36 protein-coding genes are annotated in these 23,440 nt (G+C 43.1%); 32 read left to right on the top strand and 4 right to left on the bottom strand.

The features are described from left to right. Nucleotides 1-27: 27 nt before the first annotated feature. The 3 genes from pgeF to D7D25_RS06185 are packed head-to-tail and all read right to left on the bottom strand — an operon-like array spanning nt 28 to nt 2,582. Complete coding sequence (gene pgeF / locus D7D25_RS06195) at nt 28-846, bottom strand: peptidoglycan editing factor PgeF (RefSeq protein WP_122968091.1); 819 nt, start codon at nt 844-846, stop codon at nt 28-30. 9 nt (nt 847-855) lie between these two features. Next, on the bottom strand, nt 856-2,004 hold the full coding sequence (gene obgE / locus D7D25_RS06190; protein ID WP_122968090.1) for a GTPase ObgE: 1,149 nt from the start codon (nt 2,002-2,004) through the stop codon (nt 856-858). A gap of 2 nt (nt 2,005-2,006) precedes the next feature. Then, entirely contained in the window at nt 2,007-2,582 is a 576-nt protein-coding gene (locus D7D25_RS06185) for an adenylate kinase (RefSeq protein WP_122968089.1), read from the bottom strand. Nucleotides 2,583-2,818: 236 nt separating this feature from the next. Here D7D25_RS06185 and D7D25_RS06180 point away from each other — a divergent pair, with 236 nt between their 5' ends. Both D7D25_RS06180 and D7D25_RS17960 read left to right on the top strand, forming a co-directional pair. Beyond that, complete coding sequence (locus D7D25_RS06180) at nt 2,819-3,166, top strand: hypothetical protein (RefSeq protein WP_122968088.1); 348 nt, start codon at nt 2,819-2,821, stop codon at nt 3,164-3,166. A 487-nt stretch (nt 3,167-3,653) separates the two neighbouring features. After that, nucleotides 3,654-3,806, top strand: coding sequence for a hypothetical protein (locus D7D25_RS17960; protein ID WP_158602553.1), 153 nt, complete (start codon nt 3,654-3,656; stop codon nt 3,804-3,806). Nucleotides 3,807-3,945: 139 nt separating this feature from the next. Here D7D25_RS17960 and D7D25_RS06175 read toward each other — a convergent pair whose 3' ends face one another. Beyond that, a complete protein-coding gene (locus D7D25_RS06175; protein ID WP_122968087.1) occupies nt 3,946-4,323 on the bottom strand; it encodes a hypothetical protein in 378 nt (125 codons plus the stop codon). A 141-nt stretch (nt 4,324-4,464) separates the two neighbouring features. Here D7D25_RS06175 and D7D25_RS06170 point away from each other — a divergent pair, with 141 nt between their 5' ends. The 30 genes from D7D25_RS06170 to D7D25_RS06020 all read left to right on the top strand — a co-directional run bounded on the left by D7D25_RS06170 (nt 4,465) and on the right by D7D25_RS06020 (nt 23,394). Continuing rightward, nucleotides 4,465-4,698, top strand: coding sequence for a hypothetical protein (locus D7D25_RS06170; RefSeq protein WP_122968086.1), 234 nt, complete (start codon nt 4,465-4,467; stop codon nt 4,696-4,698). Beyond that, complete coding sequence (locus tag D7D25_RS06165) at nt 4,698-5,084, top strand: response regulator transcription factor (RefSeq protein WP_122968085.1); 387 nt, start codon at nt 4,698-4,700, stop codon at nt 5,082-5,084. The genes D7D25_RS06170 and D7D25_RS06165 overlap by 1 nt, the downstream gene beginning before the upstream one ends. 5 nt (nt 5,085-5,089) lie before the next feature. Beyond that, nucleotides 5,090-5,389 carry a hypothetical protein gene (locus tag D7D25_RS06160; protein WP_122968084.1) on the top strand — a complete coding sequence of 100 codons (300 nt, stop codon included), beginning with the start codon at nt 5,090-5,092 and terminating at the stop codon, nt 5,387-5,389. Beyond that, on the top strand, nt 5,340-5,825 hold the full coding sequence (locus tag D7D25_RS06155; RefSeq protein ID WP_158602552.1) for a hypothetical protein: 486 nt from the start codon (nt 5,340-5,342) through the stop codon (nt 5,823-5,825). Before D7D25_RS06160 ends, D7D25_RS06155 begins: the two co-directional genes overlap by 50 nt. A 140-nt stretch (nt 5,826-5,965) precedes the next feature. After that, nucleotides 5,966-6,241: a hypothetical protein gene (locus D7D25_RS06150; RefSeq protein WP_122968082.1), complete on the top strand. Its 276-nt coding sequence runs from the start codon at nt 5,966-5,968 to the stop codon at nt 6,239-6,241. Between the two features lie 164 nt (nt 6,242-6,405). Beyond that, a complete protein-coding gene (locus D7D25_RS06145; RefSeq protein ID WP_122968081.1) occupies nt 6,406-7,002 on the top strand; it encodes a DUF6633 family protein in 597 nt (198 codons plus the stop codon). Beyond that, the gene (locus tag D7D25_RS06140; RefSeq protein WP_122968080.1) at nt 6,999-7,289 is read left to right on the top strand and encodes a hypothetical protein; all 291 of its coding nucleotides are present in this window, start codon (nt 6,999-7,001) and stop codon (nt 7,287-7,289) included. Before D7D25_RS06145 ends, D7D25_RS06140 begins: the two co-directional genes overlap by 4 nt. A gap of 1 nt (nt 7,290) precedes the next feature. Next, nucleotides 7,291-7,590 (top strand): hypothetical protein, encoded by a 300-nt coding sequence (locus D7D25_RS06135; protein WP_122968079.1) that lies wholly within the window; start codon nt 7,291-7,293, stop codon nt 7,588-7,590. Next, nucleotides 7,587-7,751, top strand: coding sequence for a hypothetical protein (locus tag D7D25_RS17955; protein ID WP_158602551.1), 165 nt, complete (start codon nt 7,587-7,589; stop codon nt 7,749-7,751). Before D7D25_RS06135 ends, D7D25_RS17955 begins: the two co-directional genes overlap by 4 nt. A gap of 15 nt (nt 7,752-7,766) precedes the next feature. Beyond that, nucleotides 7,767-8,021 (top strand): hypothetical protein, encoded by a 255-nt coding sequence (locus tag D7D25_RS06130; RefSeq protein ID WP_122968078.1) that lies wholly within the window; start codon nt 7,767-7,769, stop codon nt 8,019-8,021. A 6-nt stretch (nt 8,022-8,027) separates the two neighbouring features. Further along, entirely contained in the window at nt 8,028-9,284 is a 1,257-nt protein-coding gene (locus D7D25_RS06125) for a VapE domain-containing protein (RefSeq protein WP_122968077.1), read from the top strand. A gap of 332 nt (nt 9,285-9,616) precedes the next feature. Beyond that, nucleotides 9,617-10,120 carry a transcriptional regulator gene (locus D7D25_RS06120; RefSeq protein ID WP_148038866.1) on the top strand — a complete coding sequence of 168 codons (504 nt, stop codon included), beginning with the start codon at nt 9,617-9,619 and terminating at the stop codon, nt 10,118-10,120. 63 nt (nt 10,121-10,183) lie between these two features. Further along, complete coding sequence (locus tag D7D25_RS06115; RefSeq protein ID WP_122968075.1) at nt 10,184-10,606, top strand: hypothetical protein; 423 nt, start codon at nt 10,184-10,186, stop codon at nt 10,604-10,606. A 44-nt stretch (nt 10,607-10,650) separates the two neighbouring features. Beyond that, nucleotides 10,651-11,556, top strand: coding sequence for a S49 family peptidase (locus tag D7D25_RS06110; protein ID WP_122968074.1), 906 nt, complete (start codon nt 10,651-10,653; stop codon nt 11,554-11,556). A gap of 11 nt (nt 11,557-11,567) precedes the next feature. Further along, entirely contained in the window at nt 11,568-13,037 is a 1,470-nt protein-coding gene (locus D7D25_RS06105; protein WP_122968073.1) for a hypothetical protein, read from the top strand. Between the two features lie 75 nt (nt 13,038-13,112). Next, nucleotides 13,113-13,700 (top strand): hypothetical protein, encoded by a 588-nt coding sequence (locus tag D7D25_RS06100; RefSeq protein ID WP_122968072.1) that lies wholly within the window; start codon nt 13,113-13,115, stop codon nt 13,698-13,700. Nucleotides 13,701-13,820: 120 nt separating this feature from the next. Further along, nucleotides 13,821-14,594, top strand: coding sequence for a hypothetical protein (locus D7D25_RS06095; protein WP_148038865.1), 774 nt, complete (start codon nt 13,821-13,823; stop codon nt 14,592-14,594). 9 nt (nt 14,595-14,603) lie between these two features. Beyond that, entirely contained in the window at nt 14,604-15,278 is a 675-nt protein-coding gene (locus D7D25_RS18480; RefSeq protein ID WP_255417213.1) for a hypothetical protein, read from the top strand. Between the two features lie 17 nt (nt 15,279-15,295). Then, nucleotides 15,296-15,649 carry a hypothetical protein gene (locus tag D7D25_RS06085; protein WP_122968070.1) on the top strand — a complete coding sequence of 118 codons (354 nt, stop codon included), beginning with the start codon at nt 15,296-15,298 and terminating at the stop codon, nt 15,647-15,649. Further along, on the top strand, nt 15,636-16,265 hold the full coding sequence (locus D7D25_RS06080) for a hypothetical protein (RefSeq protein WP_122968069.1): 630 nt from the start codon (nt 15,636-15,638) through the stop codon (nt 16,263-16,265). Before D7D25_RS06085 ends, D7D25_RS06080 begins: the two co-directional genes overlap by 14 nt. After that, nucleotides 16,231-17,931 (top strand): hypothetical protein, encoded by a 1,701-nt coding sequence (locus tag D7D25_RS06075; protein ID WP_122968068.1) that lies wholly within the window; start codon nt 16,231-16,233, stop codon nt 17,929-17,931. The genes D7D25_RS06080 and D7D25_RS06075 overlap by 35 nt, the downstream gene beginning before the upstream one ends. A gap of 467 nt (nt 17,932-18,398) precedes the next feature. Then, nucleotides 18,399-19,130, top strand: a complete 732-nt coding sequence (locus D7D25_RS06065; RefSeq protein ID WP_122968066.1) for a TIGR04255 family protein — start codon at nt 18,399-18,401, stop codon at nt 19,128-19,130. 8 nt (nt 19,131-19,138) lie between these two features. Beyond that, entirely contained in the window at nt 19,139-19,486 is a 348-nt protein-coding gene (locus D7D25_RS17840; protein WP_148038864.1) for a hypothetical protein, read from the top strand. 1 nt (nt 19,487) lies between these two features. Then, a complete protein-coding gene (locus tag D7D25_RS06055) occupies nt 19,488-20,117 on the top strand; it encodes a hypothetical protein (protein WP_122968064.1) in 630 nt (209 codons plus the stop codon). Between the two features lie 363 nt (nt 20,118-20,480). Further along, a complete protein-coding gene (locus D7D25_RS06045) occupies nt 20,481-21,593 on the top strand; it encodes an exonuclease domain-containing protein (RefSeq protein ID WP_122968062.1) in 1,113 nt (370 codons plus the stop codon). 282 nt (nt 21,594-21,875) lie between these two features. Beyond that, nucleotides 21,876-22,058 carry a hypothetical protein gene (locus D7D25_RS06040; RefSeq protein WP_122968061.1) on the top strand — a complete coding sequence of 61 codons (183 nt, stop codon included), beginning with the start codon at nt 21,876-21,878 and terminating at the stop codon, nt 22,056-22,058. Beyond that, entirely contained in the window at nt 22,055-22,324 is a 270-nt protein-coding gene (locus D7D25_RS06035) for a hypothetical protein (RefSeq protein WP_122968060.1), read from the top strand. The genes D7D25_RS06040 and D7D25_RS06035 overlap by 4 nt, the downstream gene beginning before the upstream one ends. Continuing rightward, nucleotides 22,321-22,623 (top strand): hypothetical protein, encoded by a 303-nt coding sequence (locus tag D7D25_RS06030; protein ID WP_122968059.1) that lies wholly within the window; start codon nt 22,321-22,323, stop codon nt 22,621-22,623. Before D7D25_RS06035 ends, D7D25_RS06030 begins: the two co-directional genes overlap by 4 nt. Nucleotides 22,624-22,762: 139 nt before the next feature. Further along, entirely contained in the window at nt 22,763-22,951 is a 189-nt protein-coding gene (locus tag D7D25_RS06025; RefSeq protein WP_122968058.1) for a type II toxin-antitoxin system HicA family toxin, read from the top strand. A gap of 29 nt (nt 22,952-22,980) precedes the next feature. Next, a complete protein-coding gene (locus D7D25_RS06020; protein WP_122968057.1) occupies nt 22,981-23,394 on the top strand; it encodes a helix-turn-helix transcriptional regulator in 414 nt (137 codons plus the stop codon). The last annotated feature ends 46 nt before the right edge of the window (nt 23,395-23,440 follow it).

Below are 23,440 nucleotides of genomic sequence, written 5' to 3'. Positions count from 1 at the left end.
ATATCAACAATTCACTCTCTCCCTTTTTTATCTCTTCATCATGATCCCGGTAAGCATTCTCCCGGAATGCACGGTTTGCCTGCGGGCAGAAAAGAAAATATCCCCCCTCTCGAAGGTGCACAAACTACTTTTCTCGATCCGACCCTCAGGTATTCCAAGCCTGATCAGTTCCCTCCTGTTGATCTCTTTCAAATTGACATGGTATCTGGAGTATAAGGTCTCTCCGGGAAAAAGGGAGGCATCGGAAAGGTCGAATCCTTCACCATGAAAACGGCTCACCACTTCATCTCCCACTTCGTAACGCGACACATCTATGGCCGGACCGATGCCGGCAATTATGTTTTCCGGCAACGAACCGAATTGTCGCTCCATCGCCACGACGGTTTTCTCAACAATCCGCCCCACAGTGCCTCTCCATCCTGCATGAATAGCTGCAATTATCCCATTCTTCCTATCATACAGGATCATTGGCACACAATCAGCGGTAGTGACACACAGGAAGACATCTTTCTCCGCGGTAACAGTGGCATCTACCCCATACAGGGTTTCAATGGCTGTAGCATGGTCGAGGTTAAAGAAATTCCTGTCAATCGTCAACACCCTGGTTCCATGCGTCTGGTGGGGGATAATGAACCGGTCTATATCCATATAGAGCATACGGGCAAGTATCTCCCGGTTCTCTCTGATATTCAACGGGCTGTCATCAGAAAAATTGCCCATATTGAAAGAGGAGAAGGCACCCTCGCTCACTCCTCCCTGCCGGGTAGTGGTAAAATGGACAATATCTTCTTCCCTGTCGAACAGGTCGAACAAGAGCAGATTGCTATACAGAGGATGTGGGTTCATTTCTCATCGTTAAAAATCCTCTTCGAAGTAGTTATCATCCTCCTCCATATCCTCTTCCAATCCGGCATCATCACCGGAAAATTCCTCTTCCGGATCAAATTCGAATAGGGAAATATCGAGATTCCTATGTATCAATGCATCCCACGAGGCTGAGATGGGCACATAATCCTCCGAATTGAGTTCACGCCAGAGCATATCTTTCAGCGCGGGAATACCATATCCCGTAATGGAAGAGATAAACAAGCAGGGGATATCGGGCAGGCCGAATGTCATTTCCTGCATCAGTTCTTCATCGAGCATATCCGCTTTGGATATTGCCAACAAATGAGTTTTATCCAACAGCTCGGGATTATATTGAGCCAGTTCGTTGAGTAAGATATTGTATTCTTTCTTTATGTCGTCCGCATCGGCAGGAATAACAAAGAGCAATAGAGAATTGCGCTCTATATGCCGCAGGAAACGTAATCCAAGTCCTCTTCCTTCACTGGCACCCTCGATAATGCCGGGAATATCGGCCATCACAAACGATTTTCCGTCGCGATATTCCACAATGCCCAAATTGGGCTGGAGCGTGGTAAAGGGATAATTGGCGATCTTCGGTTTTGCGGCTGACACCACTGAAAGCAATGTGGACTTCCCCGCATTCGGAAAACCCACTAATCCCACATCTGCCAACAGCTTCAACTCAAGGATTATCCATCGCTCCTTATACGGTTCTCCCGGCTGCGCATAACGCGGTGTCTGATTTGTAGACGACTTAAAATGGACATTGCCCAAGCCGCCACGTCCCCCTTTGAGCAAGGTCACTTCCTGTCCATGATCTGTGATATCACACAGATATTCTCCGGTATGCGCATCATAGGCTACCGTACCGCAGGGCACTTCAATGATCTTGCTCTCGCCCTTTTTCCCCGAACGTTGAGCCTTTGATCCGCTTTCGCCGTGTCCGGCAAAGATGTGTCGCTGATAACGCAGATGGAGCAATGTCCAGTAGTTACGATTACCACGCAGGATAATGCTACCGCCATCACCCCCGTCCCCGCCGTCAGGGCCACCTTTGGGGATATACTTTTCTCGTCTGAGGTGGGCCGAGCCGCGTCCACCCTTCCCCGATCTACAGAAAATCTTTACGTAATCTACAAAATTTGTTTCTGCCATTCTTATTTTCCTATCTGGTCGATCTCTCTTTCGATAGAACCAAAAATATCATCGATAGAACCGACCCCTTCAATATTTTTCAATGTCCCTTTCGTCCGGTAAAACTCCTTGAGGGGTTCAGTCTGAGAGTGGTATACCTTTAGCCTGGATTCAATAGTTTCACGGTTGTCATCTCTCCTGCCGGAGATCTGCCCCCGTTTCAGCAGGCGGTCGATCAACTCTTCCTCCTCCACTTCCAAACTGAGAACAGCATCTATTTCCTCTCCGTGCTTTTCCATCATCTTACCCAGCGCTTCGCCCTGGGCAAGCGTGCGGGGAAATCCGTCAAAGATAAATCCTTTGGCGTCTCTATGCTTGCCAATCAGATTATCCAATATATCAATCACCAACTCGTCGGGGACAAGATCTCCTTTCGACATATATGAGTCCGCCAATTTTCCCAATTCCGTGTCTGCTTCAATCTCGTTGCGCAACATATCTCCGGTAGAGAGATGCTTGAGTCCGTATTTCTCAACTAATTTCGCGCTTTGTGTTCCTTTTCCCGATCCGGGAGCTCCAAAAATTACAATATTCAACATATCCGTTTTTCGTTAAGATGCAAAGATACGATTTTTATTTTTTCCTGGGCTGTAGCTCCATCACCGTTTTTACACTATCTCATTCAATTGAGGTTGAACTAATTTGTTTGCCATCTGTTTATAAAGTAAAAGTCAACATTTTCGTTAAGCAAGAGCAGAACAAATTTATTTGTTTTGCCGAGCACAGAAAATGTCCAATGTAATTGAACATATAATACTCTTAACACTCTCTACAAATGAAAAAAGAAGAATTCAAACAAAAAACGTATGATGTACTGAACGAATTGGCTGATTACATCACCAAACTGGAAGACAAAGCAGGTGAAATTGCGGAAGATGCAAAAGAAGAATACCAGGCGCGCCTGGAGAATCTCAAAGAGATTAAAAACAACCTGTCCGCCAAATTGGAGGAATATGAGCAAGTGGCCGACTCCAAATGGGATGTGGTGAAGGATAGTGCCATCAGTTTCTTTGCTTCAGTAGCCGATGCATGGAAAGAAAATTTCGGTAAAGTGGCAGAAGCATTCAAAAAGGGAAAAAACGAAGAATGTTGCGACGACGATAATGCCGATACAACGGCCTGATACAGATTACAAGTTATATTGAAAAAGGAGCCGTCTCGATTTGGGACAGCTCCTTGTCTGTTTCAATCAGTTATATTTTCTGTGGTGGAAAAACAGAAGGAAGTTTATTTTGATATTCCAGTGAGCCTTTCGGGCTCACCAGTAAAGATATGTGTTTCTAAAAAGAAGAAGTAACTTTGTAAAAAAGTGCGACAAGAGGTCGCACAGGTAATTGTTCAGCATCATGTTTTACATTTGATATGAACACAAACAAATTTGGAATAAGATATTTTTCCCTATTCTAATTTTTACACCAAAAATAGAATAACATTTTTCTTATTCTAAAAAAGACGGATATTTTAGAATAAGGGGTATCTTTGTTCTAATTATTCTAAAGTAATTTTATATGAAACCGACATGTTTAAAATAATCATTAAACACCCGAAGGGAATGATTATTTTGAACATCAAAGGTTCCATATACCGAAATAAAAAAATAAAATAATCAAATGAAAAATTATAAGGCAGGAACTTTCATCAACCAAGGTGGATATAAAAACCGCTCCGGCTCCGGATATGATCCCGAGAAACCAAAGCATTTAGGAGGCGTGAGTTTCGGGAAAGTCCAGGCGGGAGTGTACGCAATAACCGGCCTGGACTAAAAGATAAACGGAACCGGCTATTGTCAATTTCACCGGTTCCGTGACGATGGAGGTACCTGGCGGACATTCTTTAGACCTGATTTTCTTCATATTATAAATTATTGGTTTGCAAACGGGGGACATTTCCCCGTTTTTTTAATTACGGCTCAGGTTCCGAAGCAATAGGATAAGTCCTATTTTTTTTGCTTTCCTTTAACCTTACAACCTCTTTTTTCAGTTCATTATTTTCTATTGCCAATTCTTCCACACGCTTCAGGAGCCATTCAGGGGCTACAGACGTTTCATTTCCTTCCACCCGTTGAATTGGCTCCTTCCCCAGGAGCAACCAATCCGGATTTACCCAAACAAATGTTTGCAAAATAGCGACAAGCATATCGTATTTCGGTTTATTTCTCCGCAAATCTGAGACATAACGCACTGCTTGTCCGGAAAATCCGATCATTTTTCCGAATTTATCAGCCGTACCACCTGCCTCTTTTTCAATCAAATAAGATATCCTGTCAAAAATCTCACTCATTATTAACAATCTTTAAACAAACAATTGTTTGCCAAACACAAACATTTGTTTTATATTTGCAAACGTATGTTTTGAGCGGCACAAATGTACGCTTAAAACGAACACATGTAAATAGCAAATTTAGACTATTTTTTTCAGGATATGGCAAAAAACAAAGAAAACATCCACAGTTTTAAAAAAGGATTCGGATTGATACCCTACAAGGACATCCGTAGAGCAAAAGACGAGATAATGGAAGCCCTTGGTATTTCCGCAAGATCACAATGGTATCAGCGGTTATATGGAAACATCATCCCAAATGTTGAGGAAAAAGAGGCAATTGAGAAAATATTCTCAAAGTACAAAGTTAAACAGTCCGATATCTGGGGAAGCTGATGAATGCACGTGCTCAACTAACGAAACGAGAAAAAGAGATTGGAGAGCTTATTGCATGGGGAGCGATAAAGAAAGAAGTTGCCTATCGACTATCAATCTCAGTGCATACAGTAGAAAACCATGTGAGGAATATTTTCGCAAAAACCGAGTGCCGGAGCGCCAACGAATTTTCAGCATGGTATTTCTGTACACACTTCAACATCAGCATGGAATTGTCCCCATTGAAAAACGTAGTCGCCGCTTTCTTACTCACAATATATCTGTCTGGCGACATTTCGCAAGGATTTGATCTTTTCACTCGTGGACGATATGCCAGGCAGACGAAAACTGCCGAAATACGTAGGTCCCGAATCCAGCGCGATGAGTTAGAATTCACTTTTACTTAAAAGGTATGATTGAAGCATTATTCAACCAACTATTCACGGAGGATGACCGGATAAGGATCAGATCCCGGACACGGTCTGAACCGACCGAGACGGAGCGAAAAGCATGGATCCTGTTCGCGTATATGTCGGACTACAGTATTTATGATATTGCCAGATGCACGAACAGAAAATCCAGACAGGCAAAATATCTTCTTACAAAAGCGGAAGATTTATTCAGCGTGAATGACAGGACATTACACAGTTTTATTGAAAAGTATGAAAGAGCATTGGAACAATCTGGTGGATCAGATTCAAAAAATGATTGACGACGAAGCGACCGTGATCAACGGGTTGCGAAACGGTCCGGACGTGACGAAGATCAAAAAGAATTTTGAGCGAAACGTGAAAACATTGGGCAAACAGATCGACGAGTTCAGCGTATTTGTCCCGGATCCGGAAGCGGATGAGATTGAGATGCCGTTCGACAGTGAAGAATTCGCAGGCACATGGAAAGACTATAAAGAGTTCCTGTATGACGTGTTCGGCATTATCCTGGTACCAGTAGAAGAAAGACGTAGGTTAAAGAAACTTTTCAATATCTCGAAAAAAAACGAAGAACGTGCACTGGAATTCCTGGATTTCTATATCTGCAGCCGGTACAAATCGATCTTCCTACCGAAAGATTTCCAGTTGAATAACGACCAACCCGGCGACGAACCGGCAAAAGAATCCGGATTTACTCTAAAGAAAAAAACAATATGAAATTCAAAAAGAAAACGAAAGAAGAATGGCTCGAAATTATCATCTACGGTCTACTGGCAGTAGTGTTAATTGGATTGTGTCTTTGCCTCATTTTGCTATCAGAGAAACCAGATAAATTATTCGCGACAAATTAATAGAACATGGAAATTAAGGACAAGTCAACTCATGTCTTTCTAAAAACGGAGGACAGTTTTACCAGCATTGCGAAAAAGAAATTCAAGGGAGTGCACCAGGTATTCACGACTATAAAACTAACCTCCCGGATGGCGGATCAGATCAATGACCTGTATAAGGCAAATATGGAAGTGGTAAGGATCAATTTCAAAGACGGATTCCTCCTTATCAGACTGAAGGAGAAGTCAACTTACAACCATATTGTAAAAGCAATCAAAACCGTGCTTTATGGCGAAAGTTGACCCGCGTTTGAAACGCCGGTACAATCTATGCTACCGGGCGAGAAAGAAAGGATATACAATTCACTCCCGGCGTAGAACTATCTATAGGGGGGGGGTAATTGATACGAACTTAGAAAAGAAATTATCAACATACGGTTTTGCCGTTCAATTAAAACTTTTCGAATATGAACGATTTAGAAAAACAACTATTGCAAGATTATCCCACCTGGCAGGACTTCGTAAAAGATCAGAGTCCGGAACAATTGGTGGTCAATTATGATTTTGTCAATAATTTATTTGACGTGTATGAAACATCACCCATCACGCTGTTATTCCTCACGAAGATCTATCCACGGAAGCAAAGTTATGCCGGATTCGAATATTTGGATCTTTGGCTCCGTTTCCTGAACGATTTCCTGAATATAAATAAGAGCCTCCAGACTCAATATATAAAGCAGCTCTCATATATGCTGTATGCCAAATATAATCACTTCCGATTATCAGATCTCAAATTGCTGTTCTATTATATCCTGGAAAGCCGGTACGGCACTTTTTACGGAAGTATTGATACCCAGAGGATCGTCTCCAGTTTTTTTGATTACAACCGGGAACGCGAAGAGACATTCGGAAAGATTCGAGACAGACAACGTGCGGCTGAAAAAAAAGCCGAAAATGAGAAGCCTTACACACCACCTGATCTGTCGAAGTACGAAAATATCTACGGCATCCTAAAAGGCGGAGAAAAGTATATTGAATCGCTGGCCAGAGAAAAAAGCGTATGATTTTCATCCTGTCCATATTTTCCGAGCAGGATCCTGTAAAGAGAGGGCAACACTACAAGGCCTACTCTCTACATAACCTACTCAAAGGTATTGACAATCGTATTGTAACATCATCAGAATTTTACGCAATTCTCAGATGCATGCGTGAAGATATCCTGCAACTCGATAGGTATTACAAGTGTGAAACGGTGCTCGATATCTATTGGGCGAAAGACAAAGGCCTTCACGTGATCGATATATCCACCAGATTTTATTCAGCAACATTAACAGCTAAACAAATAGATTGACATGACTTATTTCATCACAACAGCGGATATCAATCCCGTGAATCTGCTTCAGAAAGCAGTGAAAGAGATGGCCGAAAAAATAGACCATCGCACGAATTCGGATCCGGATCAGTTCGAAAAGGGTCTCAATGAACAAGTCCGAATATTGAACAAAAAGTATCCGCGCTGTACACCTGTCAAAGTCTCGGATAGTCGGCGCCACTCATTGGTCGAAGATTCGGATTTCAGTTTTTTTCTTAATGCCGGTAACTGGTACTTGTATATATATTTTCACGCAATTAAAGGAGAGGCAAAGCTATGATCAATTACATCACATTCGAAAATGTCAATGGAGTAAAACGAGAGTTTGAAAATAAGGAAGGGTTTGCCAAAATCGACGGGAGCAACGGGATTGAACTCATGACTATTTGGGGATATGAGTTTGATGAAAAGTTGTTAGATATGACCGTCATTACCGATTAATCATAAAAGACCAGCATGAAATTTAATTTGGAAGAACAATACCAGATCTACCTTCAGAAAGTATATCTTGATGAGAACAAAATGGGAGAAACCCAGAAAAAAGAAACACGACAGGCTTTTTTTGCCGGCGTTTCCCAATCCGTTTTGTTCTATCTCGCACTCGCGAATATAGAAGAGATGAAGGCTGTTGATTTACTTGACGATCTGATAATGGAAGTTTCCAACTTCTGGCTAAAATTGACGGGGACTCCTCTGAAAAGTGATAATTAGTGATATATGACAAAAATTAAACTGCCTGAGATTACCAGCAATTCGCTGGTATTCGTAGATGACCGGATCCAGGACATTGTGGACACGATTAATGAAGCTTTCATTGTCAAGACCTCATGCCTGGATCCATCTAAATTCAGTATCGAGAGCCGGGATAAAGACCGGTACCGGTATGAACCGACGGCGGACACGCTGTATCTCTATCTGAAAGGGATCGGAAAGACGATATCCCGGACGGATCTCCGGATCATCCTCCGGGACCAGAACTATTTCGACCAGGAGAACCCGGTGTTGAATTACTTCAATACCATCCGGGGATCATACAAAGGGGACAGCCATATCGACAAGCTATGCGACCACATCACGCCCAGGATCTTCGACCGGGAACCGGATTATTACCGGGAACGGATGAACACCCTTATCCGGAAATGGATGGTGGCCAGCGTGGCGCAATGGATCGACGGAACTCCCAATCCGGTGGCGCTCGGATTTATCTCCATGGAGGAATATATTGGCAAAACTTTCCTGACCAGGTTTTTCCTGCCGGCAGAATTAGAGTCGTATTACGTGCAGCCGGAGAATGACAGCCGGTTTTCCCTCTCGGATGTATTCACCCGTTACCTGATCGTCTGTTTCGACGACCTGGTGGGAATAAACAAGGGGACAGCCAGGATCGAGGAATTCAAGAAATACACCCGGTCACGCATGATCCTGGTGCAACGCCGGAATGATGAGTTTCCGGCCGAACAGCCGCGGGTGGCCGTGCCGATGTTCACAGCTAACCGTACGGCCGAGATGGGAGGGTTCCTCTCGCCTATCCATGGGACCAGCCGTTTCGGCACCATAGAGGTGGACAGGATCGATAAACGCTACTCGCAGCGGGTGAAGATCGACCAGATGTGGGCGGAGGCCCTGATGTTGTATGAGAACTCGGAATTTGATCCCCATTATAGCGATGAGGAGATCGAGGAACTGCAGGAATACAATCAGCGGTACCTGATACAGACGGACGAGGAGAAATACGTGAGACTCTATATCACGCCCCCTACCGACGAAGAGGACGAAGAGGCGGAATGGTGTACGGCCAGCGAGATACTCTCGAACCTGAGACGGAACAGGAAGATTCTCTCGAACGACATGATGCGGGTTACCCCCCAGAACATCGGCCGAGCTTTGACATCCATCGGGTTCCGGAGGGAATCGAAACGGTCCGCGTCAAAATCGTACCCCGAATACAAGTATCACATAAAGTTCAATTTTTAATGTATATACGCTATATGGGTGCATACGCATATATAATATTTATAATATATTTATTATTAATAAGTTACAATATTATATATTTTTTTTACGCACGTAAAATTATTTTTTGCAAAAAACACATACTACTTACTACATATTTTACATAACCGTTTCCCAAACGATGTTTGCAATGTAGTAGGTACGTTTATTTAAGTTACTACAAAGTTACTACAAGTTGTAGGCTTATTTTTTTGCTTACTACATATAATATATTATATTTCAGCAATATATATCCAATGTAGTTTGTAGTAGGTATTTTCATTTTTGGATTTTATTCTAAATTTTTTCGTTGTATGACAGACAATCGCCCACATATCATTATCAACTTACGTCCTATATTACAAGATTTTATGTTGCATGAATTCAATTCTTCCGATGATGGCGCCATCATCCTGCACGAACGGCACGACATCGGAAGATTCATCAACACCATGTGGTCCATATCAGACAAACCGGTCAGCAAAAAGGATTACAAATACCCGGTGAAGATGATCATCCCGGTACAACCCAACAGTGCCCATATCCTGAAGTATAATTTCATCCATGTTACTACATGGAAGCATGTGCAGATCATCAACTACATTGAAGCGGAATTCAAACGGCGTGTGAGGGATTTCTTCTCGATCGGATATGAGAAAAAGTTCAAACAGACCGATATCATCAATGCTTTTTTGCAGGCGTATAACATCAAAAATAACGCGCTGAATTTCGACCAGGTCAAGAAATTAGACTACCGGAACAGGTTCAGATTCCGGGAAGAAATTGCAAAAACAATCCAAAGCACTATTATCCAATAAATTAAAAAAAATCTCACCCTTTTGTGAAAAAAATCTCACAAATCGGTAAAACCGTTTACTCTTATGACACGAAAAAACAGCGAATTAAGAAACCGGATATGTAACATATACTATACTCCGGCAAATGAATGCTCCATGGTAGATATCCCCGGACGGGATTTTGTCCAGGTTACCACCACCTGGAAAGAACTAATCTACGCCGACGCGGAATTAAAGGAAGAAGAGCCGATAAAAGGCGAAATGATCAACCAGGAACTGACAATCCGGATCCTGGGAAAAAGCAGGGAGATGGATGCGGAATTGAACGATATCATTTCCAGACCGAATATATTCCGCCTGGCGTACTCCAACGGTGAAAACCGGATCGTGGGTACGACCGAGAACCCGGTGGTATTATCACATGAGACATCAGGCGTCCTGTCTGGAACAAACCTGACCTCAAAGCGGACATCCGCCGAAAAATCCAAAATATTGCAGTCCTTTTGACACTCCGTGTTTCGTTGTAAACTTGCACTATAAACGCGTTTACAATGAAATCGAATTATTTGATCACTACCCTGCTTCGTGGCAAATGGTTTATTGACCACAGGATTGACCTGGAAACCGGTGCGATTGTCGATAAGTTACTCGATCGGCAATTTTCGGGACAAACAGGAATTCTGTCGGACGATAAACCGTTTTCTTTTTCCATTATCTCCAGCGGTGGTGCCATACCGGTAGCCGAAGAGATCCCCGACAATATACCGGACGATACCACGGCCGTCTTCCTGGTGGAAGGTACCATGTTGAAATACGGGTCACTGAGCCATTACGGTACCACTGAAATCGCGGCGGTTATCCGGAAAGCGGCTTTGCATAAGAAAATAAGCAGCCTTGTTATACGATTCGATTCCGGTGGAGGATCCGTCGATTCCATCGCTCCACTGGCGGAAGTGATCCGGTTAGCGAAAGCCAATGGTAAACCGGTAGTAGCTTCATGCGACCTTTGCGCCAGCGCGGCTTATTTCGTGGCGACCTTTTGCGACGAGATCCATGCCGACAACGATATCTCCGCCGAATTCGGATCCATTGGTGTGATGATGTCGTTCCGGGATTATCAGAAATACTATGAGAAAAACGGGATCATCGAACATCGCATCTATTCCAACCTGAGCGAACACAAGAATGAACCCCTGGAACTGGCTCTTCAGGGAAAATACGATCTGATCAAAACCGAAATGCTGGATCCGCTGGCACGTGAATTCCAGGAAACAGTGAAAGAGAATATGCCGCAATTGAACCTCAAACAGGAAGGCATACTCTCCGGAAAGACTTTCTATGCAAAAGAGGCGCTCCAAAACGGGATGATCCACGCCATCGGTGACCTGGATTATTCAATTTCCCGGGCTCGCAAACTGAGACAAAAGAGACTTATCAACGATTATACTAACTCTTAAAATTTTCCTTTATGTTCAAACAAATCTTAGCTGTAGTCCTGTCGATGTTCACAATGAGCAAACTTCCTGTAAATAAGGAAGGAAAATCATTCCTGACCGACGACATGAAAGCAAAACTGAAAGAAGAATACGGCGACAAGTTCGTCGCCAAGTTCGAGGCCGAACTGGCGGAAGCCGAAAAGGACGGTCCGGTCGATACCGAATCGGACGAGATGGTTGCGATGAGAACGCAACTCGACAAACTGAAAACGGATCTCTCTGCCGCCCTGAACGACAAACAGAAATCCGATAAAGAAGCCGAAGAGCTGAAAAAGAAAGTGGAATTTCTCTCGAAAGAGGAAGAACCCGGCAAACCGACTGTAATTCCAATGGGTATGGGAGCAAAACAAGCGTTCAAACCGAACATGAACTACATCCACAACAAGTATGTGGATGCTTATTTCCGTGGCGACGTGGGTGCCATGTATTCTACCGATACGACCATCGATACCGCCGAACTCCAGACAGAGTTCGGCAAGTACGTCCAGACCGAGAAAGTGGATATCATCCGCAAACTCACGATGGATCTGACGGATACCAAGTACATGACCACGATCGTGACGGACAAAATGGAATGGCGTGCTTCCCAGGCCGACATCGATTCCGTGCTGCAGCAGTTCACGCCCTACTGGACTCCGACCGGAAAGGCGAAATTTACGCCCATCACCATCAAGAATTTCATTCTGAAGGTGAACCAGCCGATCAAGCCGGCCGATATCATCGACCAGTATCTCGGTTATATGTACGATGAGAACCTCACACCCGACAAGATGCCGATCGTGAAGTACATCGTGAACGAACTGATCCTGCCGAAGCTGTCGGAAGACCTAGCGCAAGCAATGGCAAAAGGTGAATTCGAGGAATTCAATCCGTCAGAAGATGGTGAAGCCGCTCCCGCCGGTCACGTGCTTGCTTCCATGGACGGATATGTGACTATTCTGGAGAGATTGAAGGAAGCCGTTGGAAATAAAGTAACCTGGCTACTTGATGGCGTGACGCTGACTCCTGCCAATATCCTGGCATCGATCGAGGGTATCGTGAACGAGATCTCGCCGAAGTACCGCTACAAAAAGTTGCCGATCCATATCGATCCCGACCTGGTACGGATGTACAATCTCGCGTATCGCGACAAGTACCCGACGACCAAGAACGAAGACAAGAATGAGAACCGTCTTGACTTCACCAATTTCTACTTCCAGCCGCTGGAGGGTTTGATCGGTACCGGTATCTTTTTCCTCACTCCGAAAGAGAACTTCAAACACCTGATGAGCAAAGATCACCGGGAAGCCAGGATCTACATCCAGGTACAGAACTACGACGTGAAGGTGTTCATGGAATTCCGTAAAGGTACAGGGTTTGCCATTCAGGAAGCGTTGTTCGCTTATCTGCCTCCCGCAGGAGAAGAAGGAGACGAAGAGCCGGAAGATCCTGAAGGTGTTTAACCACTTTTAAATTCGGGGGATTCGTTTCCCCGAATTTCTACTCAAAAGTTTTACGAACAATAAAAAAATTTCATTATGCCTCCATATACTTTAGTATCAGTCCCCAAAAAGAACGTGAATCAGGGACGGCCTACGCCCAAGAAAAAATATGTCATGATTTTCGATTGGGATGATGTGGCCGATTACGCGCGTGACGAAAAGAATGTGAGGGTTACCACCCTTGAATTCAAAGAAGGTAAAAAACCCATCGGTGTCTTTGCTACATCAAGAACGATCAACCCTTATTCCGAATCGAGCGGCGAATCCGGCCAGGCAGGGTTTCTTCAGCATGTGGACTTTGAGCATCCCGGTACCGACCTGGAATTCGACGAGTTCATCGAGAACAATATCAACCGCGAACTAGGCGCCATCGTGATCCCGTGTGACGGCGTTGATGCCCGGATTGCAGGAACTCCGTGCATCCCGTTGGTGATGACGGTTTCCTCTCAGGATAACAACGAAGCCGGCAAACATACCGTGCAGCTCGTTTCCGAAATGATCGGCAGCGTACTCGGACACATTTCGAAAGAACTGATCCCTGAGACGGATAACGCGGATATCAACGCCGCTCTCGGATTACCGTATGTACCACCTGGAGGAGATGGCGAAGGAGAAGGAGTGTGAACTCTTCAATTCGATAACATGCAAGACCGCCGGATAAGTCCCGGCGGTTTTTTTGTCCTTTTATCTGACCGTTTGCAATTGCATATTTGTATTGTATTTCAAAACACTAATTATCATATTATGACTACCAAAAAAAGTACAACAAAGAAAACGACCGGGGAGGCGGTTGAAAAGGTATCTCCAGTCGTCGAAAATTCGACGGAACAATCTTCTCCGGCTGAACAGGCGCCTCAATCCGGAGATGTGGATCCATCGACTGATGATAATCCGGGTGAAGAATCGCCTATCACGGAAGATCAGGTAAATGAGAGTCCATCTCCCATCTATGAGACAAACAATGAAGCGATCAAGCCGATTGTACTCGTTGTTACGAAAAGCGAGAAGCTGGCGGAAGTGGCATCCCGGAGTATCGCGCATTTTTTTGAAGCCGATGTAAGGGCGATTGTTGTAAATTTCGATCCCGAAATGAACCTGGTTGAGAAACTGGCCGATTGCATTTCCACATACGAAAACGAAACAGTGATCCTTTTCGATTCTATTGTGGCGGTAAATAAATTCTTTTTACAGGATGTCGGCGCCATCTATGCCGAACGGTCAAGGATTGGTTGGGATTACAACGCAAAAACTCCTGTCGTACTCGAACGATCCCGTATCGTAGATCTGTTGGAAAGCATCCCTGGTCTTTCCGGTAAAGATTTTATCCAAAGTTATTTCGAAACCTTCCATGGTGATGAATTGCCCCTTGTCACCGATTGGAGGATCGACACGTTTACATTGCCGGTAGTGAGTGTGAATCCATCACACAAGACCCTGAACGATTTGTTGCGTTTCAAGAGGTGGGTACACGTATCGGAAGCATCGGTGGATGCAATGCTTGAGTTTTTCAGTGAATAAAAACCTGGTATGAAAGAGGAAATTCAATCGTGGCTTAACTCGGGAGCGGACGCTTTTTCCGGGATCCTGTTACTGGATAAATATTGTCCTGATCAGATTTTCGTGCGTTTAATGAAATTAAACCCCACGAAAAACAGGTCAAAGATCATCCGGAAGCTGGCGGAACTGGCGAACCTGGACTATGAGATCAAGCCGAAAAAAGCCAAAAGGGAAACATTTCCCAGAACTCCGTTCAGGGAGGAGTTTCCTTTTCTCGCCTCCCCGGGTTGCCCGATTGAACTGAAAGCCCTGGTGACGGATAAATTCTCGTCATTTTACCGGTACCGGGATCTGCATGAAAAACTTTTCGACTGCACGTCAGCCGAAGAGTGTGCCGATGTGGCTGCCGCCCTTCTGGACAATTACCACGAAAACCGGATGATTTATGCGGAACTGGAATATTATAAAAAACACGGTTCACTCCTTGGAAAACATCCTGTTTTCGATCACTACCGGAAAATGAAGGCATTGCACAATCTTACCATAAAAGAACTGGTACTCAAACAGGGAAAGTTACAGCACAACATCTGGCGTATCGAATCGGAAATTAAAAGAGGGGATAAACCTCATTTGTTGGAAGACCGGGAACGAAGGTTGCAGGAAAAGAAAGCGGAACTGGCGGAAGTGAACAGGTTGCTGGAATAAAAAATCGATGGAATTATATGGCTTCAGAAATCATCGCTCAGGCGACATGGAATGAAAATACCGCTCCGGACTGGTTGGAAAAGATCAACTGGAAACATTATGAGAAACTGGCTTATATAGGATATAAACCGGAACAGATCGCCATGTTTTATGAGATCGACAAAGCGGAATTCATGTTCTACTTCATGATGATCGACAGCAAATTAAAGTGGCATTACGACCGTGGCCAGCTTTATGGTCAAGCCCGTGAAGGGATGGACATGGTGGCTGACGCCGCATACAACGTTACCCAAGCGCAGCGGCTGGACAAACTCCGTGATAAGATAGAATTCGAGAACGCGAAAAACGACGTGATCTATGGCGGATTTTAAACGGAGTTACTTCGATGAATTACAGGATCACATTCAGGGCGGTTCCAAGGATAAGATATCCGAAGAGGCTGAACAGTATCTGGATGTGCTTTACCTGCTGATCAACCTCCGGAGAAAATACGGCAAGGAAAACGCCATAGCTTTCATCCAGCGTCCGCCGTTCGGTATCAACTACCGCCGTGCCCGGTTGATGTTCGACGAAGCGGTGAACCTTTTTTATACCGATGACGGCATCGACCGCCAGGCCATGAATAACATGATTGCCGAAGATATTTTTAAAGCCGCCCAGGTTGTACTCCTGACCGCCAAGAGTGCGAAAGACATGGAGATCTACGGCAAACTGATGATGCAGGGACGGGAAGCCAAGGGCCTGGACAAAGAAGAAGCACCTAAACTTCCAGAAGAATTCTACAAAAAACCGATCAAAGTATATTCCCTGGATCCGGCGGCAATCAAACTGGAAGCGGCCGACCGTGACGCGCTGGCTGCACGGATCGACAGCATGGATATTCCGGAGGACGAGAAAACCCGCCTCCGTCGTGATGCACAAGTGGAAGATGTGGACTTTATAGAGATGTTCGATGAGCAGGAAAAGAAAACTCGATCTGAAGCGTGACGATGTAGAAGTCCGTTTCTCCAACTGGCTGGCCCAGCTGCTCGCGATCATGATGCCCAGGATCCTGACATTGATCGCCGGCCGGGGCACATCCAAGACAGTAGACGTACTGGTAGAACGGATACAAGAGGCTGCATTCGATTGTGCCGGCGCCCCGTTCGCCTTTGTGTCCGATACCTATACCAACCTACACAAGAACGTGATACCTTCCCTGCTGGAAGGGTTACGCATCAAGGGATGGGAGGAAGGCGTGCATTACGTCATCAATAAGGAACCGCCGAAAGAGTGGCGGGATAAGATGTACAACAAAATGTCGTCTTATAAGCATACCATGGTTTTCTTCACCGGATTCAATTTCACATTCATCTCCATGGACCGGCCGGCCATCGGCGCCGGTATGTCATACGTGGGTATTTTCGGAGACGAAGTGAAGTACTTTCCTCAGAAACGCATCGCCAACATCCTGAAAGCCGTCCGCGGGTATAAGGTCCGTTACGGGAATTGTGCATTCTACCGAAGCATTACCTTCACCACCGACATGCCGGATCCGAACAATATCGGAGAACACGACTGGTTACTCAACTATGCCCAGTTGAACGACAAGAAAAAGATCCTGGATCTGATACAAACCGGGTTCGTGTACAATGAGACCAAAAAGGAATATGCCACCTCATTGGATGGGAAGAATCAGCGTGCGATCGCACTGGCGGAACGAAATATGAAGCGATGGGAGGAGCGTTGGATAAAGTGCCGCCGGCAAACATCATTCTTCTGGATCGCCAGTTCATTCGTGAATGCCGATATCCTTTCCCTGGGATGGTTCGACGATGAATTCGAGGTGGGCCTGGAAGGTGTGAGCGCTTCCATCCTTTCCATTATTCCGAAACTATCCGGTGTATCAATGTTCTATGCCGGCCTGCAGGAACGCCATTTCTATTTGGACGGGATCGATTATAAATACATCGACTCCCTACCCTTTGGCCAGGATCCGGACTGCCGTGAGTTGAAGTTTCTGGATCCACGTCAACCCATCGAAGCAGGTCTTGATGTGGGTAACACTCTTTGGATGCTCTTCAGCCAAACCAAGGGTAATACCATGCGGATCATGAAGGAAATGTATACCCTTCCGCCGAAATACATCCGCCAGCTGGCAGACGAATTTCTGCGGTACTTTAAGCCGCACGGTCGCAAACGGCTAAAGCTCTATTACGACAGGGCGGCCAATTCCTACAAAAAGGTGGGACAGGATGTAGCCTCCCAGATCAAAAAGGCCATTGAGTTCGACGCCGACGGCCGGCGTACCGGTTGGTCCGTCCAGTTGATGAGCATAGGCCAGGCCAACATCGGTAGCAATGCAGAATACAACTTCATGATGGAACTGATGAGCGGCAAGAACCCCGTGCTGCCTAAACTCCTGATCGATCGCTCGACGTGCCCCAATCTTAAATCGCAGCTGGAGAAAACCAGAACCAAGACACACAACAGCCGCACCGGTGTAAAACTCATTGTCAAAGAAAAGAAAACCGACAAGTTACCCATTAACCGATTGGCGAAAGAATCCACCAATTTCACCGATGCGTTCAAGTATCTGCTATGTCGTCGTAACTACCTCCGTGCGGTGAACAACAAACAATCCCAGATAGGTACATCCATCAACGCCGGGTGATCCACGCCATCGGCAGGGCATACGGGAAAATGTTAAAATTAGAGGGTGAATCAGTGGATTTTTTCACAAAAAATCACATTTCCCCTCGAAACGGGGCGTGCAATTGCATCCACGGGGCAGAGCGGGTCGGCCACAACTCCGTGTTTTGCGATCTCCAATCGCATTTTGAACAGGTTTTTTAACTGTTTTTCAAAATGTTGCAAATTTTTCTCGTGAAAAAAGTGCCAAAAGTCGACCATTTTAAGGCGAAAATCGGCTATTTTTAGTGAAAAATCGGTGTTTTAAGGCTAAAACAAGCCTAAAACTAAACTTTTAACAGCAAAACTTTGTTTACCATATGAATAATTTGCTACTTTTGCACAAAAGAGCACATAAAGCGCAGTAACAAGACAGTAGACACAACTAAATCGTCATTTTCAATATAGTTATAACTCTTTCTCTCTCAGAGTATAAAGAATAGATATATTATGAGTAAATTACCTAAGGCTCCTCTTATAGAGGTTATATTTGAATTAACGTGGCCTATAAATAATGGGAAGGAGCAAGAAAAGTTTCAATTTTTACTTGGTGATATTTATTCGAAATTAAGAAGTGAATACCCTAATCGTCTTAGGCTTGTTCAACCTCCAAATGTAGAAATTCCGTTAGAAATTTTGGCCAATAAACCAGTTTATAGATTCAGTAAAAATGAATCATACCCTCTCTATCAAATAGGACCAGGGTTATTATCCGTCAACACAGTTGATTCGCATTATTTCTGGGAACAGTTCGAAAAAGAAATAGTGAAAATAACAAAAGTATTTAAAGAATCTTATGATTTTGAGAAGGATACATTATTGAACATGGGGTTGAAATATATTGATTTTTTTGAATTTAATTTCAATCATGACGCATTCGAGTTTTTACACAAACTGTTACATTTAGACATTAAACATAATATACGTCCCGAGAAAAACAATAATCCGGTATTTTTCACATTCGCTAGTGGCTACAACGAAGAGATAGGGTTGTTTAATGTGATAATAAACCGAGGTGGATATAACAATAAAGAAGGATTTGTTATCGAAACAAATGTTTCAAAAAAAATCAGCTCTACAGATTTTAATATCTTACCTTCATGGCTAGAGGAAGCGCATTCTTTCTTGAGTGAAAAATTCAAGAAAATGACTGAGGGAGAAATGTATAACAGCTTTAAATAATTAGTAAAATGGATTCAACTCTAGATTTAACTCCAATGTTTCCTGCTACTTCATCCGTATTAAGGAACTCCAATAATGAAGAGTCAGTTAGATCAATTAACAGCCGGAAATCATATCCTATTACTACTTTAGGATTTAGTATTCTAATCCTGTCCGCATCAATCTCCACAGGAGTTAATATTAACCCGGCATCATTGAACACGTCTTCTTCGATTATTTCATACAAAAGCGCAACTGACGATATGTTTGATATTTCTATTTTGCATGAGTTTGTTTCTAATTTGCTTACGAATAGTAGTGAGTTAGATAGAGAGATTGTAGATTTGGTTAATGAAAACTTCTGGGATTTAATTTGATATGAATATATATGAAGATATAAGATTATATCTGCCCAAATATCTATCAGAGGAATCTACAAAAAAATTACTACGAGAAATTGCAGATTTCCCAAATATCCTTGATGGTTCGCTTTATACAAATAGACTGCAAAATGACAACATAATTTTCCAAGGTGATGCCATCAAGGAATTGCCTGTTATTAATTTACCTGACACAACGATCAAAAAAACTCCATCTATAATATTGTCAAACACTTGTGATATTGATGAGGCTAATGAAAGAGCTTTCCCTTCCCACATTTGTTATGCACCAATATTCAACCTTGAAAAATATATCAATGCTGTAAAAAGAATTGATAAATATAAACAAGAAGAGAGCCTTAATCAGCATATTGAATCAATAAGAAAACAATACATTACTCAAATACTTTATTTGCCAGCAGGAGAAGGTTTGGATTATGAGGGTATTGTTTTTCTGGATCGAATCAATAATTGCAAAAACACAATAATAGAAAGAAATAATTTAAAAACAAAAAGGCTTTTCACCTTGAGTAACTACGGACATTACTTATTGCTAACAAAGATATCGATCCATTTTTCACGACTACAGGAGAAAGTTGACAGAAATGAAGGAGTAATAATAAAATAGCTCTTGATCATTCATGATAAAATTCATTTTCTCAAATATTTATTACCTTTGCCATTGCCCACGAAATTGAAAATAAAACGAAGCCTCTCAGGCGTGTAATCCGTAAAATCGGATTCCGGCAATCAATTCCGGTGGGCACACGCTTGAGAGGTTTCTCCGTTTATTACTATGAAATACGACGTATTAATTTACAATCACAACAACCCGCACGCTATTGGCCAAGTGCGAGCAAATAGTATTGAGAAGTTAAAGGGTTTGGCTCGATACTATGCTACCAATTACAACGGAAAAGGTGGACGCATCATGTTAGAAGATCAGAAAACCGGAAGAATCTGGAGAATTAATTCTTAAACTATCTATACTATGATTTTCGCTTTAATCCTTCTTGCAGTGATAATTATGGCTATTGCTATAGTTTTTACAACAGACAAAAAAAATGGAAAGAAACCGGTTCGAGATCAGAGTGTCATTGATGCCGTCGATCAGGTACTCGACAATCAGAAATCTATTGTCAACACTACAATTTATGTACCCGAAAAGAGTTCCACCAACATTGGTAAATATCTGATTCTCGACACGGAGACAACAGGCATTCCATCAAAAAGTAGAATATTCAAACCCGACAATATTGCGGACTGGCCCTATATTGTTCAGATCGCCTGGATCCTTGTGGATGAAGAGGGATTGTTAGTTGAAGGAGAGGACGTGATTTTGAAACAGGATACAACAATCCCCATATCAGCAACCAATATTCATAAAATAACAACTGAAAAGATGTTGGCTGAAGGTGAGGATCCAAAACCAATTTATGAATCTCTACTATCACAGATTCAAAACTGTGATACAATTGTTGCGCATAACGCAAAATTTGACATCGAGGTATTGAAGGCTGATCTATATAGACATGGATTTATATTCAGTGTTTTAAATGAAAAAGATGTTTATTGCACCATGGAGAATGGGAAAGAATTTTGCATCACATATGGTAAAGGACTTACAAGGAAGAATCCACGGTTGGAAGAACTGTTTGGAGAACTGTTCTACAACAATAAATACATAACTATTCAAAATGCACATTCTGCTTTTTACGACGTACTGGTTACCTATAAATGTTTTATGAAAATGAAAGACATGGAACCTCCTTATCCGATTGAGAAAAAGATCCCAGTGGTGAATGAGCATACTTATAATGAAGCATTTGTTTCAAAATGTGTAGGAAAAATAGACCCAGAAATATTTAAAGGAAAAATATTTGTGATTACCGGTGTTTTCAATAATTTCTCGAGAGACGATCTGGGCGAAATATTCACTCGGCTCGGAGGTGTAAAAAGAGGAGCAATTACTTCCAAAACGAATATTGTCATCATAGGTGAAAATGCGGGACCATCAAAATTGGAGAAAATTGAAGAGCAAAAGAGGCTGAGAGATGACATTGTGGTCTTGGAAGAACATGATTTACTTGAAATGTTGAAATAAACTGGTAAGTCCATATTTGCTATCCCCAAAAAAAATTCCGGTTTTTTTCTTTGCCGGTTAAAAAATTATCCCGATATTTGCATCGATCTACATTCTCAGGGGCGGGTAAGGCTCGCCAGTTTGCGGGCATTTTTTATGCCTATACTTTATGATATTTGGGTTCTGACCCCCGTGCCGGCTGCTAATGCACCGGCTGCCTCTGAGAGGTGTAGATCAACGGGAAAGCGGAACCCTCTTTTTATTTCCGCACTAATACTAATCATTTTTAAAGATCTACAAAAAATGAAAGAAAAAGAAAGACAAGACCGGTTTTTCGACCGGGCCCAGGCAACACTTCCCAGGGGAGCCGTCCTTATTAGTGCTTGTGGAGTTTTCAACCGTGGCAACAGCCGGGCATCATTCACTTACCGCCATTGCGGCAGAGTTTTCACCACTACCTTGCAAACGGAAGGAGGTGCGGTATGAAAGGAAATAAACCGGTAATATCCAAAAGTAAAAAAATCAACTCCAACGGAATACCTGCCCGTTATCGTGAGAGATTCAGTGACACTACACTTGGGAAGTTCAAGGAAAGAATAGAAGAGATCCTTGCCAAAATAGACAAAGTTCATGATGCGGAAACACCGGTAAGGCAATTTGAGGGACGAATCCATTGGGAGGACGCCATTGCATGCTGGACGGGAAAGTATTATATTCACTTTACGGTTACCCGGGAAAGGAGGTCGCGATGAAAGACAATTTACCTAATCCCGTAATGGCTCTCAATCCATACACGAATAAATTGGTGAACGTGGAGCCTTTTTTTGAATTCTTGAAAGAACAATCGGATGCTAAAGAAAGTATAGATTCCGTTATTCGTACACTGGTTACAATATTGAGTGATACTGACGACGATCACAGATCACGCATTCATCACAGGTTTGGATTACCCTCTGACATGTACTTTTTTCTTTACGACCTAAGCGATTTATTCCAAAAGATTGCAGAATGTGAAATATCAATGCCAAAAAGAAAAGGAGGTAATGAATGATACGAGGAGCGGCCGGCAGTTTGTCGGCCGTATCTTGTTAAACAGTATTAAATATAATACTTTTTGTTCCGGTTTTGCTTGTTTATTAGTATTAAATATACTACCTTTGTAAGGTATTAATCAAACGGACATTGACATTATGAAGTACTCAGAGATTGAAAAGAAACTGAAGAAAGCCGGCTGTTACTGGCTATGTGATGGGAAAAGACATCCGATATGGTACAGTCCGATTACCGGGAAAGAGTTCCCGCTCAGCTATCACAGATCGGAGGAAGCCAAGTTTGGAACAATGAAATCAATCAGTAAAGACTCAGGGGTTAAGCTTTAACCCCTGAGTAAAAAAACGGAGGAAAAAATATGAAAATAGATGTGATTATTGAAACCGGTCCCGACAAGCGTTTTGAAGCTGTTATAGATCCTGACAAAGAGTATGGATTATCGTTTGGGTTATTAGGTGAAGGACATTCCGTACAGGAGTGTATCGATGACTTTTATGCATCGGCCGACGAAATGAAAGCTTTATACGCCGAAAAAGGGAAAGAGTTTCCTGGGGATTTAGAATTTACGTTTAAATATGATGCCGCTTCGTTCTTAGCTCACTATTCGGATATGCTTTCGTTATCCGGATTGGAAAAAATTACCGGTATCAATCAACGCCAGTTAAGCCATTATTTGAACGGGGTAAAGAAACCGCGTCCGGAAACGATCCAGAAAATTGAAACAGGGATCCATCGTTTTGCAAATGAATTGAGTCAAGTGAATTTCGTTTGATTAATACACTTATGTAATTTCACTGACGGCCGCTCCCGATTATCGG

Source organism: Proteiniphilum sp. X52 (assembly GCF_003712195.1).
Taxonomy (GTDB): domain Bacteria; phylum Bacteroidota; class Bacteroidia; order Bacteroidales; family Dysgonomonadaceae; genus Proteiniphilum.
The sequence above is the reverse complement of the archived record's forward strand: the minus strand, read 5'-3'. Positions and strand labels throughout refer to the sequence as shown.

Coding starts and splice junctions, on each gene's coding strand:
- pgeF (WP_122968091.1), bottom strand. CDS start 846: ATGAACCCACATCCTCTGTATAGCAATCTGCTCTTGTTCGACCTGTTC.
- obgE (WP_122968090.1), bottom strand. CDS start 2,004: ATGGCAGAAACAAATTTTGTAGATTACGTAAAGATTTTCTGTAGATCG.
- D7D25_RS06185 (WP_122968089.1), bottom strand. CDS start 2,582: ATGTTGAATATTGTAATTTTTGGAGCTCCCGGATCGGGAAAAGGAACA.
- D7D25_RS06180 (WP_122968088.1), top strand. CDS start 2,819: ATGAAAAAAGAAGAATTCAAACAAAAAACGTATGATGTACTGAACGAA.
- D7D25_RS17960 (WP_158602553.1), top strand. CDS start 3,654: ATGAAAAATTATAAGGCAGGAACTTTCATCAACCAAGGTGGATATAAA.
- D7D25_RS06175 (WP_122968087.1), bottom strand. CDS start 4,323: ATGAGTGAGATTTTTGACAGGATATCTTATTTGATTGAAAAAGAGGCA.
- D7D25_RS06170 (WP_122968086.1), top strand. CDS start 4,465: ATGGCAAAAAACAAAGAAAACATCCACAGTTTTAAAAAAGGATTCGGA.
- D7D25_RS06165 (WP_122968085.1), top strand. CDS start 4,698: ATGAATGCACGTGCTCAACTAACGAAACGAGAAAAAGAGATTGGAGAG.
- D7D25_RS06160 (WP_122968084.1), top strand. CDS start 5,090: ATGATTGAAGCATTATTCAACCAACTATTCACGGAGGATGACCGGATA.
- D7D25_RS06155 (WP_158602552.1), top strand. CDS start 5,340: ATGAAAGAGCATTGGAACAATCTGGTGGATCAGATTCAAAAAATGATT.
- D7D25_RS06150 (WP_122968082.1), top strand. CDS start 5,966: ATGGAAATTAAGGACAAGTCAACTCATGTCTTTCTAAAAACGGAGGAC.
- D7D25_RS06145 (WP_122968081.1), top strand. CDS start 6,406: ATGAACGATTTAGAAAAACAACTATTGCAAGATTATCCCACCTGGCAG.
- D7D25_RS06140 (WP_122968080.1), top strand. CDS start 6,999: ATGATTTTCATCCTGTCCATATTTTCCGAGCAGGATCCTGTAAAGAGA.
- D7D25_RS06135 (WP_122968079.1), top strand. CDS start 7,291: ATGACTTATTTCATCACAACAGCGGATATCAATCCCGTGAATCTGCTT.
- D7D25_RS17955 (WP_158602551.1), top strand. CDS start 7,587: ATGATCAATTACATCACATTCGAAAATGTCAATGGAGTAAAACGAGAG.
- D7D25_RS06130 (WP_122968078.1), top strand. CDS start 7,767: ATGAAATTTAATTTGGAAGAACAATACCAGATCTACCTTCAGAAAGTA.
- D7D25_RS06125 (WP_122968077.1), top strand. CDS start 8,028: ATGACAAAAATTAAACTGCCTGAGATTACCAGCAATTCGCTGGTATTC.
- D7D25_RS06120 (WP_148038866.1), top strand. CDS start 9,617: ATGACAGACAATCGCCCACATATCATTATCAACTTACGTCCTATATTA.
- D7D25_RS06115 (WP_122968075.1), top strand. CDS start 10,184: ATGACACGAAAAAACAGCGAATTAAGAAACCGGATATGTAACATATAC.
- D7D25_RS06110 (WP_122968074.1), top strand. CDS start 10,651: ATGAAATCGAATTATTTGATCACTACCCTGCTTCGTGGCAAATGGTTT.
- D7D25_RS06105 (WP_122968073.1), top strand. CDS start 11,568: ATGTTCAAACAAATCTTAGCTGTAGTCCTGTCGATGTTCACAATGAGC.
- D7D25_RS06100 (WP_122968072.1), top strand. CDS start 13,113: ATGCCTCCATATACTTTAGTATCAGTCCCCAAAAAGAACGTGAATCAG.
- D7D25_RS06095 (WP_148038865.1), top strand. CDS start 13,821: ATGACTACCAAAAAAAGTACAACAAAGAAAACGACCGGGGAGGCGGTT.
- D7D25_RS18480 (WP_255417213.1), top strand. CDS start 14,604: ATGAAAGAGGAAATTCAATCGTGGCTTAACTCGGGAGCGGACGCTTTT.
- D7D25_RS06085 (WP_122968070.1), top strand. CDS start 15,296: ATGGCTTCAGAAATCATCGCTCAGGCGACATGGAATGAAAATACCGCT.
- D7D25_RS06080 (WP_122968069.1), top strand. CDS start 15,636: ATGGCGGATTTTAAACGGAGTTACTTCGATGAATTACAGGATCACATT.
- D7D25_RS06075 (WP_122968068.1), top strand. CDS start 16,231: ATGAGCAGGAAAAGAAAACTCGATCTGAAGCGTGACGATGTAGAAGTC.
- D7D25_RS06065 (WP_122968066.1), top strand. CDS start 18,399: ATGAGTAAATTACCTAAGGCTCCTCTTATAGAGGTTATATTTGAATTA.
- D7D25_RS17840 (WP_148038864.1), top strand. CDS start 19,139: ATGGATTCAACTCTAGATTTAACTCCAATGTTTCCTGCTACTTCATCC.
- D7D25_RS06055 (WP_122968064.1), top strand. CDS start 19,488: ATGAATATATATGAAGATATAAGATTATATCTGCCCAAATATCTATCA.
- D7D25_RS06045 (WP_122968062.1), top strand. CDS start 20,481: ATGATTTTCGCTTTAATCCTTCTTGCAGTGATAATTATGGCTATTGCT.
- D7D25_RS06040 (WP_122968061.1), top strand. CDS start 21,876: ATGAAAGAAAAAGAAAGACAAGACCGGTTTTTCGACCGGGCCCAGGCA.
- D7D25_RS06035 (WP_122968060.1), top strand. CDS start 22,055: ATGAAAGGAAATAAACCGGTAATATCCAAAAGTAAAAAAATCAACTCC.
- D7D25_RS06030 (WP_122968059.1), top strand. CDS start 22,321: ATGAAAGACAATTTACCTAATCCCGTAATGGCTCTCAATCCATACACG.
- D7D25_RS06025 (WP_122968058.1), top strand. CDS start 22,763: ATGAAGTACTCAGAGATTGAAAAGAAACTGAAGAAAGCCGGCTGTTAC.
- D7D25_RS06020 (WP_122968057.1), top strand. CDS start 22,981: ATGAAAATAGATGTGATTATTGAAACCGGTCCCGACAAGCGTTTTGAA.